We start from the raw sequence: 17,580 nt of genomic DNA on the forward strand, positions 1-17,580 counted from the left end.
CACCGCAAACCGCTCAACCTGCGCACCCGCCAAATTCACCAACCCCGCATGCGACACCACCACACCCTTCGGCCGCCCCGTCGAACCCGACGTGTGGATCACATAGGCGGCGTTGGCGGGACGCAGGGGAGCCGTGCGTTCGGCGTCGGTCACCCGGCCCGGGGCCTGGCGGGCCACCGCTGCCGTGACCTCCGGGTCGTCGAGGGCGATCGCGCGGTCCCGGACGGTCTCGGGCAGCAGGGCGCGGCCGGCCTCGGTGCACAGCACCGCGACCGGGTCGGCGTCCTCCAGGACGAGGGCGAGCCGGTCCGCCGGGTGCCCGGGGTCGAGGGGGACGAAGGCCCCGCCCGCCATCGAGACGGCGAGGAGCGCGACCACGGTGTCGGCGGAGCGTTCGGCGAGGACGGCGACCCGGCGCTCGGGGCCCACTCCCAGGGTGACCAGGTGCCGTGCCAGGCGGCCCGCCTCGTCCTGCAGTTCGGCGTAGCTGTACGTCCGCTCGTCCGAGTCCAGGGCCGGCGCGTCCGGCGTCCGGCCCACCTGTCCGGCGAGCAGTTCGGGCAGCGTCCCGGTGGGCACCTCGGGGTGGATGTCCTGCCAGTCCCGGGTGACACGGGCCAGCTCGGCGCCGGTCAGCAGTCCGAGGCGGGCCACCGGGGTGCGCGGGTCGGACGCGAAGCCCTCGAGCACCTGGTGGAGTGCGGCCAGCACCTGTTCGGCGCGGGCCCGGTCGAACAGGTCCGTGCGGTGGTCGAGTTGCAGCTCCAGCCGCTCGCCGGGGCCGACGATCAGGCCGAGCGGGTAGTGGCTGGCGTCCCTCGTGCGGCCGTCGAAGCGGACGGTGAGGGCGTCGGGGTCGGCCGGCGCCGTGTCCGCCGGGCGCGGGTAGTTCTCGTACACCACGAGGGTGTCGAACTCGGCTCCCGGCCCGGCGAGTTGCCGTATCTCGGTGAGTCCGAGGTGCTGGTGGCCCAGGAGGGCGATCTGGCGGGCCTGGAGGGTACGCAGCAGCTCGGCGACCGTCAGGGCGCCGGTCAGCTCGACGCGGACCGGCAGGGTGTTGATGAACAGGCCGATGAGGGAGTCGGCGCCCGGCAGGTCCGTGGGGCGGCCCGCGACCGTGGTGCCGAACACGACGTCCTGGCGCCCGGCCAGCCGGGCGAGGACCAGGGCCCACGCGCCCTGCACCACTGTGGCCATGGTGACCCCGTGGTCGCGGGCCAGCGTCTCCAGCGCCCGGGTCAGTTCGGCACTGCACTCGGTGACCAGCGCCTCAGGGCGCAGCGGTGCCCGGGCGGGGTCGGCCGGGGCGACCAGGGTGGGCTCGTCCGCCCCGGCCAGCTCCGCGCGCCATGCGGCCCGTGCCGCCTCCCGGTCCTGGCTGCCCAGCCAGGCCAGGTAGTCCTTGTAGGAGCGGACCGGCGGCAGTGCCCGGACCTCGCCCCCGGCCCGGTACAGCGTCGACAGCTCCTCCACCAGGATCGGCAACGACCAGCCGTCCAGCACGATGTGATGGGTCGTCATGACCAGGCGGTGCCGCCGCTCGCCGAGGCGGATCAGCAGCAGCCGCAGCAGCGGGCCCCGCTCCAGATCGAAGCCGGCCGACAGTTCCGCCTCGGACAGCCGGGCCGCCTCGGCCTCCGCCTCCCGCTGCGGCAGGGCGCTCAAGTCCGCTTCCTGCCAAGGGAGTTCCACCTGGCGGGCGACGACCTGAACGGCCTGTCCCGACCTGCGCCGGCGGAAGCCCGCCCGCAGGGCGCCGTGCCGGGCGACCAGCGCCTCCCAGGAGCGACGCAGCCGGGCGATGTCCAGCGGCCCGTCGAGGGCGAGGGCCCGCTGTCCCGCATACACGTCGGACGCCCCGTCCCCGAAGGCCGCGTGGAACAGCAGTCCCTCCTGCAGGGGCGACAGCGGCCAGATGTCTTCGATGGCGTTCCGAGTCCGGGTCATCGCGTAGATCTCCTCACAAATGGGATGGCCCAGAACGGGCGCAAGTAAGGCAAGGAAGGCAAGGAAGGCAGCAGAGATGAGAGCGACAGGGGGAGGCAGAGACGAGAGAGACAGGGGGAGACGGGCGGCGGTCCAAGCGGTCTGGACGGCCGGCGATCAGTGGTGGTCGTCGGCGAACTCGGACTCGAAGGCCTCGATCTCGTCCTGGTCGAGATCGAGCAGTGCGAAGTCGGAGGGCGTGTGACCGCCCGCCGTCGGATCGGCGGTATGGGCGGCAAGGCCTTCCAGCAGCTCCAGCCAGGCCTCGCCCAGACATTCCGCCCGGCGCTCGTCGAGCAGCGTCCGGGGCCAGCTCAGCGTGAGGGTGAGCAGCGGCCCGTCCGGGGTGTCGGCCACCACGGCGCCGGCTTCCAGGGCGTGCGCCACCGGCATGTCCGGATCCGCCGTACCGACCATGGCCGCGTCCCCGGCGGTCTGCCAGGCGCGAACGGGACCGGCGTCCGGACCGGCGGCGGCGAACCGGCCCAGGTAGTTGAAGCCGATCTCCGGCACGGGAAGCTCCGCCAGCACCCGTGCCGTGTCCGGGTTCGCCCAGCGCAGCAGACCGTGGCCCAGCCCGTCCCCGGGCACCGCCTGCACCTGTTCCTTCACCCGCTTGACCAGGGACCCGGCCGAGGCGCCGCCGACCGCCGCATCGTCCAGGTCGAGCCCTGACACTTCCAGCCGCAAGGGATGCACCGCGGTGAACCAGCCCACCGTCCGGGACACGTCCATGCCCTCGGCCAACGGTTCCCGGCCATGCGCCTCCACGTCCACCAGCAGCCCGTCGACACCGGCCTCGGGCCGCCACCGCGCCACGGCCCCGGCAAGCGTCGCCAGCAACACCTCGTGCACACCGCAGTGGAAGAGCGCCGGGGTACGCCCCACGAGAACGGCACTGACTCCGGCGGACACAGCCCACTCCCGCCGCGAGAGAACGCGCATGGTGTCCCGCCCAGGATCCACCTCACGCCCCCCGACGACCCGCCGCGCAGCAGCCCCGACGACCCGCCGTACATCGGCCCCGACGACCCGCCGCGCATCAGCCCCGACGACCCGCCGTACGTCATCCCCGGCTACTCGCCGTACGTCATCCCCGGCCAGCAACTTCACCCAGCCGCCCAACTCCGCCGTGCGCTCAGTACTCCGGGCCGCGCGCTCCAGTTGCCGCGCCCAGGAACGGAAGGAGGCCCCACCCCGCTCCAGCGCGTCCGCCGGGTCCCACCCCTCGGCCACGGCCTCGCAGGCCGCCCGCAGGTCCGGCATCAGCACCCGCCACGACACTCCGTCGACGACCAGGTGATGCGCTACGACGACCACGCGCCCCACCCGGTCCGGTCCGGCGTCCACCCACACCGCACGCACCATCACGCCCGCCAGCGGATCCAGTCCCGCGACCGCGTCCCGGGCGGCCTCCGCGGCCACGTCGTCGAGACCGTCGTCGGGCACACCGACGGCATCCACCCGCACCACCCGACCGGAGACATCCACCTCCCCGGCTTCGGGCACCACCAGCACCGGCGCCCCCTCGGGCCCATCCAGCACTCGCGGCCCCGCGACTGAACCCCGTACCGGCGCCCCCGCCGCTCCACCCCGCACCTCAGCCCGAAGCATGGCGTGCACGCCCAGCACCGCCCCCAGCCCCGCTTCCAGCACCTCGGTCCCCAGTCCGGCAGGCGCCCCCACAGCCATCCACTGCGCGAACCCCGCCCGCAACGCATCCGCGCCCAGCGACCGCATCACCGGCGTCCACGGCACCTCGCCGACCCCGCCGTCCTCGACCGCCGCCGCCCCGTCCCCGGTCTCGACCGCCACCAGCGCCAGCCGCTCCGGCGTCCGCTCCTCGAAGACCTGCCGGGGCGTCACCACCCACCCGGCCCGCCGCGCCCGGGAGGCAAGCAGCATCGACATGATCGAGTCCCCGCCCAACTCGAAGAACCCGTCGCCGACCCCGACCTTCTCCAGCCCCAACACCTCGGCGAACAGCGCACAGAACGCCTCCTCGGCAAGGGTCCCCGGCGCCCGCCCGGACCCCACCACGGCCTCCGGCACCGGCAGAGCGGCCCGATCGACCTTGCCGTTCACGGTCAGCGGGAACGCATCCAGCACGACCACAGCCGACGGCACCATGTAGTCCGGCAACCGGACAGCCGCACTCGCCCGCACGTCCTCGGCCTCTACATCCCCGACGACGTACCCGAGCAGCCGGCCATCCCGTACGACAGCCACCGCCCGCTCCACCCCCGGATGAGCGGCGAGAACGGCCTCCACCTCACCCAACTCCACCCGGAAACCACGCAGCTTCACCTGCGCATCCGCCCGCCCCACGAACTCCAACTGCCCGTCGGCAGTCCAGCGGGCCAGGTCCCCGGAGCGGTACATCCGCCCACCGCCCGCGTCGAACGGACAGGCGACGAACCGTTCCGCCGTCAGACCAGGACGGTTGACGTAACCACGGGCCAGACCGGACCCAGCGATGTACAGCTCACCCGCCACACCCACAGGAACAGGCCGCAGCGACGCATCGAGCACATAGGTGCGGACATTCCCCAGAGGCCGGCCGATCGCGGGCGGTGCGTCCTCGCCCGTGATGCCTTCGTCCAGGAGTACGGCGGTGGTGATGACGGTGGCCTCGGTGGGGCCGTAGGTGTTCCACACTCGGGCCGCTTCACGCCACTTGGCCGCCAGCCCGGCCTCCAGACGCTCAGCGCCCAGCACCCAGTTGCCGATCCCGGCAACGGCGCCCGGCTCCAGCACCCCCAACAACGACGGCACCACACTCGCCACATCAACACCGGCCGCCTCCACCATGGCCGCCAACGCCGACGCATCCCGACGCTCCTCCGCCGAAGCAATCGCCAACGTCCCCCCGGCAGCCAGCGTGACCGCCACGTCCAGCACCGCCGCATCGAAGCTGAACGACGCGAACTGCAACGCCGTGACACCAGGCCCGACCCCGAGCACCGGACGCATCACGGATGCCAGGTTGGCCACCGAGGCGTGCGCGACGGCCACACCCTTCGGCCGCCCTGTCGACCCCGACGTATAGATCACATAGGCCAGTTGGTCGGAGCCGACCTCCGGCAGCACACCGAAGTCACTCCCCACCTCATCCAGCAAAACCCCACCCGACAGACAGCCGGCCGTCTCCTCCAGGACCAGCACCACCCCGGCCCCGCTGTCCGCGACCATGAACTCAAGCCGCTCAGTGGGGTAATCGGGGTCCAGCGGCACATACGCCCCACCGGCCTTCCACACCCCCAGCACCGCCACGACCATCTCGGCCCCACGCGGCAAGCACAGCCCCACCCGGGACTCGCGACCCACACCCCGCCCCACCAGCCCACGCGCCACCGCATCCGACCACGCATCCACCTCGGCATACGACAACGCACGCCCACCCGACCACAGCGCAACCGCCCCCGGAACCTCAGCCACACGGGCGCGGAACCGCTCCACCACCGACGACGCATCGACCTCCCGTGCCGTCGCGTTCCACTCCGCCACCACCACGTCCCGCTCTGCGGCGTCCAACAGCTCCACGCCACTCAGCCGCAGCCCCGGATCGGCGGCCATCTGCTCCAGCACCCGCACCAGACGCCGAGCCATTCGCGACGCGTCCCGCAGGTCGAAGAGATCGGCGCGGTGGTCGAGGCGGATCTCCAGGCCGTCGACCGGGGTGACGCCCAGGGCCAGGGCGAAGTTGGTCGACTCGCGCAGCTCCGTGGCCGCGAGGGTGAGGCCCTCGCCGAGGGGCTGGGCGTCGAGGTCGCCGGGGTAGTTCTCGAAGGCCAGCAGGGTGTCGAAGGTCGCGCCGGGACCCGCGGCCCGCTGCACCGCGCTGAGCCCCACATGCTGGTGGTCGAGGAGCGCCGACTGCCGTGTCTGCAACTCCGCCAGGGCCTCGCCGACCGTTCGGGCCGGGTCCAGATCGACACGCACCGGCAGCGTGTTGATGAACAGGCCGAGCATCGCCTCCATGCCCGCGAGCTCCGCCGGCCGCCCGGCCACCGTCGCCCCGAACACCACCGCGGGCCGGCCCGTCAGCTGCCCCAGCACCAGCCCCCACGCCAGCTGCACCACGGTGTTCAGGGTGACGCCGGCACCCCGGGCGAGCCGCTCAAGATCGCGCACCAGTTCGACGCTCGCGCGCTCGGTGACCCTGTCCAGGACTACGGACGTCGTCGCGCTCGGCTCGGCCGGAGCGACGAGCACCGACTCCTCGACCGGCGCCAGTTCGGCTCGCCATGCCTCTAGCGCCGCCGACGTGTCCCGCTCGGCGAGCCACGCCCAGTACGGCCGCGACGACACCGGCGCAGCGAGCCCGTCCGCCCGGCCGCCGGCCGCGTAGAGAGTCCACAGCTCCCGCAACACCAGCGGCAACGACCATCCGTCCAGCACCAGATGGTGAAGCGTGACCACCATCCGCGACCGCGCGACGCCCTCCCTCGTGACGCCCTCCCGCCCGGCACCACCCTGCCCCGCGCTCTCCCGCCCGGCACCACCCTGCCCCGCGCTCTCCCGCCCGGCACCACCCTGCCCGGCACTCTCCCGCCCGGCACCCTCCAGCCCGGCACCCTCCCACCCGGCACGCTCCCGCCCCGCGCCCTCCCTGACGAGCGCCACCCGCAGCAGCGGCGGTGCCGCGAGGTCGAACCGCGCGGCCCGCTCCTCGGCGCCCACCCGTTCCGCGGCGCCGTCGTCCAGGCCCGTCACATCGACGTCCCGCCACGGCAGTTCGGCCCGTTCGACCACGATCTGCACGGGTCCCGCCGCACCCGCGACCTGCACGAACCCGGCCCGCAACGCCGCGTGCCGATCCAGCAGCGCCTGCCACGAGGCCCGCAGCCGGTCCCCGTCCACAGCACCGTCGAGCGTCAGGACCAGTTGCTCGACGTAGACGTCCACACCCTCCTCGTCGAAGAGGGAGTGGAACAGCAGCCCCTCCTGAAGCGGCGCCACGGGAAGCACGTCCACCAGCCCCGGAACCGCCGCCTCGATCTCCTCGACGCCCGCCTGGTCCAGCGCCACCAGTGGGAAGTCCGACGGCGAGTGACCGCCCGCCCCGCCCCGGACGTCCGCGACCAGCCCGGTGAGCTCGTCGGCCCACGCCTCCAGCAGTGCGCGCGCCCGCCCCGCGCCCAGCAGTCGCGCCGGGTGGGCCAGCCGCAGCTCCAGCACCGGACCGTCCGCCGTGTCGCGTACCGCTCCCAGCAGCTCTACGGCGTGCATCACCGGGGCGTCCGGAGCACTCCCCGCCCCGAATCCCTCGCCCGCCCCGACCAGCCCGAGGTACCCGCTGCCCGCGCCGGCCCGCCCCAGGTATCCGCTCCCCGTCCCGACCCGCCCCAGGTAGTTGAAGCCGACCTGCGCCGAGGGCAGGCCCGCCAACTCCCTTGCCGTGTCCGGACGGACGTACCGCAGCAGCCCGTAACCGAGCCCATCCCCGGGGACGGCCCGCACCTGCTCCTTCACCACCGCCACCGACACCCCGACGCCCGCGCTCAACCGCACCGGACGCGAGGACGTGAACCACCCGACGGTCCGCGACAGATCCTGGACGCCGTCCGACAGCGGCTCACGGCCGTGCCCCTCGACGTCCACCAGAAGCTCCCCCGCCCCGGCCCACTGACCGACCGCCCCGGCGAGGCCCGCGAGCAGCACCTCGTCCACCCCGGCATGGAACGCCACCGGCACCGCCGTCAGCAGTGCGGCCGTCACCTCCGCCGGAACGGACACCGACACCTCACGCACCGTCGCGCCGACGTCCAGGACCGGGTTCAGCGGCATGTCCGTGAGCGACAGCTGCGGCCCGTCCAGCACCGCCCGCCACGCCGCCAGCTCGGCCACCCGCTCCGGCCGCCCCGCCTGCGCCGCCAACTCCCGCGCCCACGCCCGGAACGGCACCGGAACCGGCTCCCACTCCACGGCCCGCCCCTCGGCGAGGCTCTCGTACGCGGACCACAGGTCCGGCAGCAGCACCTGCCAGGACACCGCGTCGACGACCAGATGACAGGCCACGACGACCAGCCGCCCCGCCACTTCGGCCCCCGCGTCCAGCCGCCCCGCCACCTCGGCCCCCGCGTCCAGCCACACGACCTGCACCATCACCCCGGCCACGGGGTCCAACCGCCGCACCGCGGCCGCGACCTCCGCCTCCACCGACGCCGCCAGGTCCGCACCGCCAACGCGGACACGCGCCACCAGCCCCTCGACCGGCACCACCAGCCGCTCCGGAACCACGAGCACGCCGGGCTCCGCCACCAACCGCGCCCGCAACACCTCATGCCGCTCCACCAGAGCAGCCACCGCGTTCCGCAGCGCCACCTCGTTCAGCCCGGCCGGCGCCTCCACCACCATCGACTGCACGACCTCGCGCACCCCGTCGACGCCGACCCGGTCCAGCACCTCCCGCATCACCGGCGTCAGCGGCACCTCACCCACGGCCGAGTCCACCGGCCGAACACCCTCCGCCGCCCCGCCGACCGCCCCCGCCCCCGCCCCCGCGGCCAGCCGCGCCGGCGTCCGCAACTCATGCACCTGCCGCGCACCGAAGACCAACCCCGCCCGGCGGGCCCGCGACACCAGCAGCATCGCCGTGATCGAGTCACCGCCCAGCGCGAAGAAGCTCTCCTCCGCCCCGACCCGCTCCACCCCGAGCAACTCCGCGAACAGCGCGCACAGCACCTCCTCGCCGGCGGTCACCGGCGCCCGCCCAGCCCCCGCCACGGCCTCCGGCACCGGCAGAGCGGCCCGATCGACCTTGCCGTTCACGGTCAGCGGGAACGCGTCGAGCACGACCACCACGGACGGCACCATGTACTCCGGCAACCGGGCCGCCGCATACGCCCGCACGTCGTCACCGTCCGCGCCCCCGCCGACGACGTACCCGACCAGCCGGCCATCCCGTACGACGGCCACCGCCCGCTCGACCCCCGGATGAGCGGCGAGAACGGCCTCCACCTCACCCAACTCCACCCGGAAACCACGCAGCTTCACCTGCGCATCCGCCCGCCCCACAAACTCCAACTGCCCGTCGGCAGTCCAGCGGGCCAGGTCGCCGGAGCGGTACATCCGCCCACCGTCCGCGTCGAACGGACAGGCGACGAACCGCTCCGCCGTCAGGTCCGGGCGGTTGACATACCCCCGCGCCAGACCATCCCCGGCGATATACAACTCACCGGGAACCCCCACCGGCACGGGACGGAGGAAGGCATCCAGGACGTAGGTGCGGACGTTCCCCAGCGGGCGGCCGATCGCGGGTGGCGCGTCCTCACCCGTAATGCCGTCCTCCAACAACACCGCAGTCGTGATGACGGTCGCCTCGGTCGGCCCGTAGGTGTTCCACACCCGGGCCCCCGCGCGCCACTTGGCCGCCAGCCCGGCCTCCAGACGCTCAGCGCCCAGCACCCAGTTGCCGATCCCCGGCACCGCATCCGGCTCCAGCACCCCCAACAGCGACGGCACCACACTCGCCACATCCACACCGGCCGCCTCCACCATGGCCGCCAACGCAGACGCATCCCGACGCTCCTCCGCCGAAGCGATCGCCAACGTGCCCCCGGCAGCCAGCGTGACCGCCACGTCCAGCACCGCCGCATCGAAGCTGAACGACGCGAACTGCAACGCCGTGACACCAGGCTCGACCCCGAGCACCGGACGCATCACCGACGCCAGATTCGCCACCGAGGCATGCGCCACGGCCACACCCTTCGGACGCCCCGTCGACCCCGACGTATAGATCACATAGGCCAGTTGATCGCCACCCACCTCGGGCAGCACACCGGCCTCACTCACCACCTCATCCAGCAGCACACCCGAGGCCACCCGCCCGGCCGTCACCTCCGTGACCAGCACCACCCCGGCACCGCTGTCCGCGACCATGAACTCAAGCCGCTCAGTGGGGTATTCGGGGTCCAGTGGCACGTACGCCCCACCGGCCTTCCACACCCCCAGCACCGCCACGACCATCTCGGCCCCACGCGGCAAGCACAGCCCCACCCGGGACTCGCGACCCACACCCCGCGCCACCAACCCACGCGCCACCGCATCCGACCACGCATCCACCTCGGCATACGACCACGCACGCCCACCCGACCACAGCGCAACCGCCCCCGGAGCCTCAGCCACACGGGCGCGGATCCGCTCCACCACCAAACCGGCCTCAGTCACCTCAGCCGTCGCGTTCCACTCCTCGACGACCGCCACCAGGCCCCGCTCGTCATCCCCCGCCACGCCGATCCGCCGCACCGGCGTCGCGGGCTCGCGGACCGCTCGCTCGACGAAGCCGACGAGGGAGCGATGGACGGCCCGCGTCCACGCCTGGTCGTAGAGCGCCGGGTTCGCCTCGACGGTGATCTCGATCCCCGTGGCGGTCCGGTCGACGAGCACCCCGAAGTCCTCGACGAGCCGGGTCGACACGTCCCGTGCCACGCCTCGGCAGTCGCCGAAGGCCAGTTCTCCGGCGCGCGGCAGGATGTTCACGTACGGCCCGAAGTGCCAGCGGTCGCCTTCCGGCCAGCCCAGTTCCCGGCGCAGCCGCTCCCCCCGGTACCGCTGGTGCCGGAGCAGTTCGGCGACGGCCTGGTGGGCGGTGTGGGCGAGGTCGAGCAGGTTCGCTCCGGTGGGGACCGGGAACCGCAGGGGCAGCATGTTCGCCCGGGTGACGCGGGCGCGCAGGTCGGTGTCGCTGACGCGGCCGGTCATGGGCAGGCTGAGGAGCGCCTCGGCCGCTCCGGCCATGCCGCTCACGAAGGCGCCGGCGGCGGCGAGGAGCAGCCGGGATGTCGGCAGACCGGCTCCGTCCGCGGCGGCACGCAGCGCGTCCGCGGCGTCGGGAGCGAGGGTGTCCGTCACCCGGAGCACCGACCCCGCACCGCCTCGGGAGACTGTGGACAGGCGCGCGGCCTCTGCGATTTCCGGGCGATCCGCGAAACGGTCACAGAGATAGCGTCGGTCTTCTGCGAATTCAGCCGATCCGCGATATGCCGCCTCCTCGGCGAATGTCTCGCGCAAGGAGATGTGATCGGACTCGGGAAATTCCCTGCCCGCGACGAGCGCGGAATACGTCTCGGCGACCCGGCGAGCCATGAGGGTGCACGCATATCCGTCGAGGAGCAGGTGATTGTAGCCCTGAAACCAGCAGTACCGTTCGGCATCGAGTCTGAAGAGCACGAAGGAGTGGAGCCGGTCCGCGAGCGGGTTCTCCACGGCGGCGAGTTCCTCGCGCATACGGGATTCGAGCCACGTCCGCCGGTCGTCGTCACCGCCGGCTCCGCTCCCCTCGCTCCCCTCACTCCACTCCTCGACGGGCAGCGCCCACGGCCCCGCGCCCAGCGGTACGCCCCGGACCGCCCCCGTCCCGTCCTCGCTGAAGCGCAGGCCCAGGATCTCGGTCTCCTCGACCGTCCGGTGCAGCGCGGCCTCGAAGACGGCCACGTCGAGCGCGCCCGTGATCTCGACGGCCTGCCCGACGCTGTAGCGCGCGCGGGGGCCCGCCAGGCGCTGTGCGCGCCAGATGCCCTCCTGGCTGTCGGACAGGGGAATGCCGCCGTCGATTCGCTCGCTCATGTCCGCCCCTCACCCCTCATTCCCTCTCCATGGGCATGGACTGCCCGGCGCGCCATTCCGTGGGAAACGCAAGGAAAAGAGCTTCCGCTCGGGAAGCTCCTGGGAATATCACCCCGTGGACCGAAAGGCCCGGTGAAACGTCGCCATAACCCGTTCACGACCGGGGCCGGTCAATCAGAACAATACCCAGCGAAGGGCGTCGTCGGCGTCGTCCAACCGGCCGTTCTGGTCACTTGGACGCGGTTGCCGCGCGGGTCTGCGGCCAGATCTCGTATCGCTCGCCGTCCTTGACAAGGAGCGGGAAGGAGAGTTCGACGACGAGGCCGCCGTGCGGTCCGGGGCGGGCGGAGAGGGCGGCGTCGTGGGCGGCGGCGATGGCCCGGACGATGGACAGGCCGAGGCCGTGATGGCCGTCGCCCGCGGTGCGGCTCATGCGCTGGAAGGGCTCGAAGAGCTCGTCGACGCGCTCGGCGGGGACGGCGGGCCCGGTGTTGGCGACGGTGAGGACGGCGTGCCGGCCGTGACGGCGCACGGTGACGTCGACGGTCCCGTCGGGCACGTTGTAGTAGGCGGCGTTGTGGACGAGGTTGGCGACCAGGCGTTCCAGCAGCGCGGTGTCACCGGCGACCTGGGCGGGCTCGGTGCGGTCGACGATCCGTACGCCGTGCCGCTGGTCGGGGGGCAGCTGGGTGAGCAGGACGGACTCGACGACCTCGGCGAGGTCGACGGGCTCGGTGCGGTCCATGCCCCGCTCGCTGACGGCCAGGGTGAGGAGGGACTCCAGCAGGGCGCCCTGGTGGGTGCTGATGCGCAGCAGGCGCTCGAAGTTCTCGCGGAACGAGTCGGCGGTGGCGTCGGGGTCGAGGAGACACTCCTCCAGGAGGGCGCGTTCCACGGTGAGCGGGGTGCGCAGCTCGTGGGCGGCGTTGGCGACGAACCGTTTGTGGGACTCCAGGGCGGCTTCCAGCCGGTCGAGGAGGCCGTCGACGCTGTTGGCGAGGTCGCCGATCTCGTCGCCGGGTCCCTCGACGGCGAGCCGCTCGTGGACGTTGCGGGCGGAGATGCTGCGGATGCCGGCGGTGACGGTGCGCATGGGGCGCAGCACCCGGCGGGCCAGCAGCCAGCTGAGCACGACGGAGAGGCCGGCCATGATGGCGAGGGCGATACAGGACTGCACGAGCAGGTCGTGCATCTGCGCCTCGTGCATCCGGGCGGCCTGGTCGCGCAGCTGGGCGTCGAGCGCGAACTCGGGTGGCGGGGCGTCGCCGCCCTGGCCGCCGGGCTGGATGTGGATCGTGGGCTGCCGGCCGGCTTCTCCGTTGATCTCGTACTTGACGACGCTGCTGTGGGTGGGCCGGTTGACCAGCAGATAGGTCATGCCGAGCAGGACGGCGCCGGACGCGATGAACAGCAGGCCGAAGAGGACCGCGAAGCGGACCCGTACCCGGCGCGGTGTCAGGCGCCGGGCCACGGCGCGCAGCCAGGACGCGGGGGCGGTGCGCAGGACACGGTCGCGGGCTCGGGCGAGCCGGACGAGGACGGGCGGGGCCATGTCAGACCCGGTAGCCCCGGCCGGGCACGGTCTGGATCACCGAGGCGTCGAGGAGCTTGGCGCGGAGCCGGTTGACGGTCGCCTTGACGGTGGTGGTGCCGGGGTCGGCGACCTCGTCCCACACCTTGGCGAGCAGCTCGTCGGCGGGGACGGTCCGTCCTTCGGCGCCGAGCAGATAGGCGAGCACGCCGAACTCCTTGGTGGTGAGCGGCAGTTGGGTGCCGGAGTGGCTGGCGGTGCGGCGCGCGGGGTCCAGGCGCAGGGCGCCGCGGACCAGTTCGGGCTGCCGCTCCGGGTGGGCGCGCCGGCCGAGGGCGCGGGTGCGGGCGAGGAGCTCGGGCCAGGCGAACGGCTTGGCGAGGTAGTCGTCGGCGCCGAGCCCGAGGCCCTCGACGCGGTCGGCGATGGAGGCGGCTGCGGTCAGCATGAGCACCTTGGTGCGCACGCCCTTGGCGGTGAGTTCGCCGCAGACGTCGTCGCCGTGCACGTCGGGGAGGTCACGGTCGAGGACGACGACGTCGTAGTCGACCTCCTCGACGAGGTCGAGGGCGGTCGAGCCGTCGTAGGCCGTGTCGACCGCGAGGCCCTGGCGGCGGAAGACTCTGGTGATCGAGTCCGCGAGCTCGGTGTGGTCCTCGACCACCAGTACCCTCATCATTCCCCCTACGAGACACGCGCCACGGACCCCAGGCTGCCCCACCCCCGGTCACAGCCGGGTTACCACCTTCACAGGCTGGCGTACGGCCCCTCGCGTCGCAACAACGCCCTCGGCCGGGCGTCAGATCCGGTAGCCGACGTGCGGGAGGGTCTCGATGACGGGCGGGTCGCCGAGCTTGCGGCGCAGCCGGCTGACGGTGACCTTGACCGCGTTGCTGAAGGGGTCGGCGTCCCGGTCCCAGGCCCGTTCCAGCAGCTCCTCGGCGGAGACGACGGCACCGCCGGCGGCGAGCAGCACCTCCAGGACGGCCATCTCCTTCGGCGACAGCTCCAGCCTGCGCCCGCCGCGCAGCACGGTACGGCGGGCCGGGTCGAGCTCGATGTCACCGCGGACGAGGACGGGCGGCACGGCGGGCTGGTCGCGTCTGTCCAGGGCCTGGACGCGGGCTATGAGCTCGGCGAAGGAGAAGGGCTTGGCGAGGTAGTCGTCGGCGCCGAGATCCAGACCGTCGACCCGGTCGGCGAGCGTCCCGGCGGCGGTGAGCATCAGCACCCGCGACGGACAGCCCTGCCGCACCAGCGCCCGGCAGATGTCGTCCCCGTGCACGAGCGGCAGGTCCCGGTCGAGTACGACGACGTCGTAGACCCCGCTGGCGGCCCGGCTCAGCCCCTGCTCGCCGTCGTGCGCGAGCTCGACCTCCATGGCATGCCGCCGCAGCCCCCTCGCGACACTCTCCGCGAGATCCTTGTGATCCTCCACGATCAGTACGCGCATGCCCCCACCCTGACACCCGGCAGGTCACCCAGGGGTAACAAGACGACGCGGGGGCACGTCCGTGCCCCCGCGTGCGGAGCCCCCTGTCGGATTCGAACCGACGACCTACGCATTACAAGTGCGTTGCTCTGGCCATCTGAGCTAAGGAGGCAGACGTACGGCTGTCGCGTACGCGCCCGTGCAGTGTACCCAGGTCCCGGCGGGGCCCTCTCGAAAATTTCGACGAAGTTCACATGCGCCGGACTACTGACAGATCGGGCGAACGCCAGGTAGCGTCCGCTGAAGTTCACCTGTGTGGACTACTCCACCACCTTCCTACAACGGATCGTCCGGCACGTTCCTGCCGGTAGAAGGGGGCCCTTCACCATGGCCACTGTCTCGTTCGACAAGGCGACCCGGATCTACCCGGGTTCCGAGAAGCCCGCCGTAGACGCGCTCGACATCCAGATCGAGGACGGGGAGTTCCTCGTCCTGGTCGGCCCGTCCGGCTGCGGCAAGTCCACCTCGCTCCGCATGCTGGCGGGGCTCGAGGACGTCAACGCCGGCGCCATCCGCATCGGTGACCGTGACGTCACGCACCTGCCGCCGAAGGACCGGGACATCGCCATGGTGTTCCAGAACTACGCGCTGTACCCGCACATGACGGTCGCCGACAACATGGGCTTCGCGCTCAAGATCGCCGGCGTGCCGAAGGCCGAGATCAAGCAGAAGGTCGAGGACGCGGCGAAGATCCTCGACCTCACCGAGTACCTGGGCCGCAAGCCGAAGGCGCTCTCCGGCGGTCAGCGTCAGCGTGTCGCCATGGGTCGTGCCATCGTGCGTGAGCCGCAGGTCTTCCTCATGGACGAGCCGCTGTCGAACCTCGACGCCAAGCTCCGTGTCTCGACCCGTACGCAGATCGCCTCGCTCCAGCGCCGCCTCGGCATCACCACCGTCTACGTCACCCACGACCAGGTCGAGGCCATGACGATGGGCGACCGCGTGGCGGTCCTCAAGGACGGTCTGCTCCAGCAGGTCGACACCCCGCGCAACATGTACGACCGTCCGGCGAACCTCTTCGTCGCCGGCTTCATCGGCTCCCCGGCGATGAACCTGGTCGAGGTGCCGATCACCGACGGTGGTGTGAAGTTCGGCAAGTCGGTCGTGCCGGTGGACCGTGAGGCGCTCTCCGCGGCCACGGACAAGACCGTCACCGTCGGCGTCCGCCCCGAGCACTTCGACGTGGCCGGCCCGGACGCCGAGCTGGGTCTCGCGGTCACCGTGAACGTCGTCGAGGAGCTCGGCGCCGACGCGTACGTGTACGGCACCGCGAAGGTCGGCGACGACTCCAAGGACCTCGTCGTCCGCGTCAGCGGCCGTGACGTCCCGGAGAAGGGCAGCACGCTGAACGTCGTCCCGCGCGCGGGCGAGACCCACGTGTTCTCGACGTCGACGGGCGCCCGTCTGTCGGACTGAGCAGAATCCCGGGTAAATCACCCAGGTTGACGAAGAGGGCCCCGCAGGCTGCCGCGGGGCCCTCTTCGTGCCCCCGGGACCGCGCCCAAATACCCCGGCAGACCGGGCATTTCGAGCCGTGTGCGTCAACGCCTTACCCAATTCGAGGCACCAGTTCATCCCCCGAACCGGTGACTAAATGTCGCCAAATCATCACCCCGCGCTACCCTCACACGCGTGAAGCACTCCACTAACCCACAGACGCGACGCGGCCGGGGCCCCGCCCGCCGTATCGGCCGCACGCTCGCCCTTGTCCTGCCCGTCTTCCTGGTGCTCTCCGGGACCCTCGCGGTCACCCGGGTCAACTGGACGGGGAGCCCCTCGGACTCGGTGCTCACCGCCTCCGACATCTCGGCGGCGCGTGCGAAGGCCCGTGCCCCGCAGGACGTGCTGCGTGACAAGCTCCTGACGGAGCTCCAGGAGGAGAACCCTGGCATCGCGCTGACCCACCTCCAGGAGGCCGTCAACGACCGCCCGTCGCTCGCGAAGCACTGCGCCTCGATCGCGCGGGCACTGGGCCGTGCGGCGGTGCGGGTGTACGGCCCGACGCGGGCGCAGTCGTACGCCCGCCCCGTCTGCGACACCTCCTTCGCCACGGGTGTGGCGGCCTCGCACACCTAGAGCCTGCCGAGGCCCGCTGGAAGCCGTGATTCCTCTTGTGGCGATTTACGGCTGAATAAGAAACGGTTACCGGCAGAAGCCGCGAGCGGGACGCCACGTACAGTTCGGTCATGACCGATCCGAACGCCGCGTCCCGCCCCGTTCAAGCCGTCGTCCTGGCAGGTGGCCAGGGCTCACGGCTGCGCCCCTACACCGACGACCGGCCCAAGCCGATGGTCGAGATCCCCGGCACGGGGACGCCGATCATCGGCCATCAGCTTGCCTGGCTCGCCGAGGAGGGCGTGACCGATGTGGTGGTCAGCTGCGGCCACCTCGCCGACGTCCTGCAGAAGTGGCTGGCCTCCGCCGATCTGCCGGTGAACGTGACGACCGTCGTCGAGACGGAGCCGCTGGGCCGCGGTGGCGGCCTCAAGTACGCCGCGGCGCGTCTCCCGCACCCCGACAAGCCCTGGTTCGCGACCAACGGCGACATCTGGACCCGGTTCTCGCTGCGCGAGATGGCGGACTTCCACACCGAGCGCGACGCGGTGGCGACGCTGGCGCTGGCGCGTCCGCGCATCCCGTGGGGCGCCGTGCAGACCGACGGGTTCGGTCACGTCACCGACTTCATCGAGTCCCCGCCGACGACGTACGAGATCAATGCCGGTGTCTACGTCTTCTCGCCCGAGTTCGCCGAGATGCTCCCCGAGCGCGGCGACCACGAGCGGACGACGTTCCCGCATCTGGCGCGCGAGCTGCGGCTGGCCGGGTTCCCGATCCCGCACGGGGCGTACTGGCGGGCGATCGACACGGCGAAGGACCTGACGGAGGCCGCGAAGGAGCTGGCGGCGCTGGGGCGATAGCCCCACCTGTACGGATGTCACGAAGGGCCCCGCTGCTGCGGGGCCCTTCGTCGTCGGGCCTGCGGTTCAGCCGGTGGGTT

The 17,580-nt window shown here is 72.3% G+C and carries 8 protein-coding genes and 1 tRNA gene; 3 read left to right on the forward strand and 6 right to left on the reverse strand.

Translation table 11 applies throughout. The features are described from left to right. The 6 genes from ACFUO4_RS45480 to ACFUO4_RS45505 all read right to left on the reverse strand — a co-directional run. A partial coding sequence (locus ACFUO4_RS45480; protein WP_383497182.1) for a condensation domain-containing protein occupies positions 1–1,950 on the reverse strand: 1,950 nt, incomplete at its 3' end. A gap of 156 nt (positions 1,951–2,106) precedes the next feature. After that, on the reverse strand, positions 2,107–11,559 hold the full coding sequence (locus ACFUO4_RS45485; RefSeq protein ID WP_383497185.1) for an amino acid adenylation domain-containing protein: 9,453 nt from the start codon (positions 11,557–11,559) through the stop codon (positions 2,107–2,109). Between the two features lie 229 nt (positions 11,560–11,788). After that, positions 11,789–13,111, reverse strand: coding sequence for a sensor histidine kinase (locus tag ACFUO4_RS45490; RefSeq protein ID WP_383497187.1), 1,323 nt, complete (start codon positions 13,109–13,111; stop codon positions 11,789–11,791). A gap of 1 nt (position 13,112) precedes the next feature. Beyond that, positions 13,113–13,766: a response regulator transcription factor gene (locus tag ACFUO4_RS45495; protein ID WP_079308981.1), complete on the reverse strand. Its 654-nt coding sequence runs from the start codon at positions 13,764–13,766 to the stop codon at positions 13,113–13,115. A gap of 123 nt (positions 13,767–13,889) precedes the next feature. Next, positions 13,890–14,543 (reverse strand): response regulator transcription factor, encoded by a 654-nt coding sequence (locus ACFUO4_RS45500; RefSeq protein ID WP_079308982.1) that lies wholly within the window; start codon positions 14,541–14,543, stop codon positions 13,890–13,892. A gap of 77 nt (positions 14,544–14,620) precedes the next feature. Continuing rightward, positions 14,621–14,694, reverse strand: a tRNA-Thr gene (locus ACFUO4_RS45505). Between the two features lie 215 nt (positions 14,695–14,909). Between ACFUO4_RS45505 and ACFUO4_RS45510 the strand changes: the two genes are divergently transcribed. From ACFUO4_RS45510 to ACFUO4_RS45520, 3 genes are all read left to right on the forward strand, one after another. Then, positions 14,910–15,998: an ABC transporter ATP-binding protein gene (locus tag ACFUO4_RS45510; protein ID WP_383497190.1), complete on the forward strand. Its 1,089-nt coding sequence runs from the start codon at positions 14,910–14,912 to the stop codon at positions 15,996–15,998. Positions 15,999–16,214: 216 nt separating this feature from the next. Beyond that, positions 16,215–16,658 carry a hypothetical protein gene (locus tag ACFUO4_RS45515; protein ID WP_097265751.1) on the forward strand — a complete coding sequence of 148 codons (444 nt, stop codon included), beginning with the start codon at positions 16,215–16,217 and terminating at the stop codon, positions 16,656–16,658. A gap of 110 nt (positions 16,659–16,768) precedes the next feature. After that, positions 16,769–17,500: a nucleotidyltransferase family protein gene (locus tag ACFUO4_RS45520; protein WP_079308984.1), complete on the forward strand. Its 732-nt coding sequence runs from the start codon at positions 16,769–16,771 to the stop codon at positions 17,498–17,500. Positions 17,501–17,580: the final 80 nt, after the last annotated feature.

Source organism: Streptomyces sp. NPDC057280, from assembly GCF_042668605.1.
Lineage (GTDB): Bacteria > Actinomycetota > Actinomycetes > Streptomycetales > Streptomycetaceae > Streptomyces.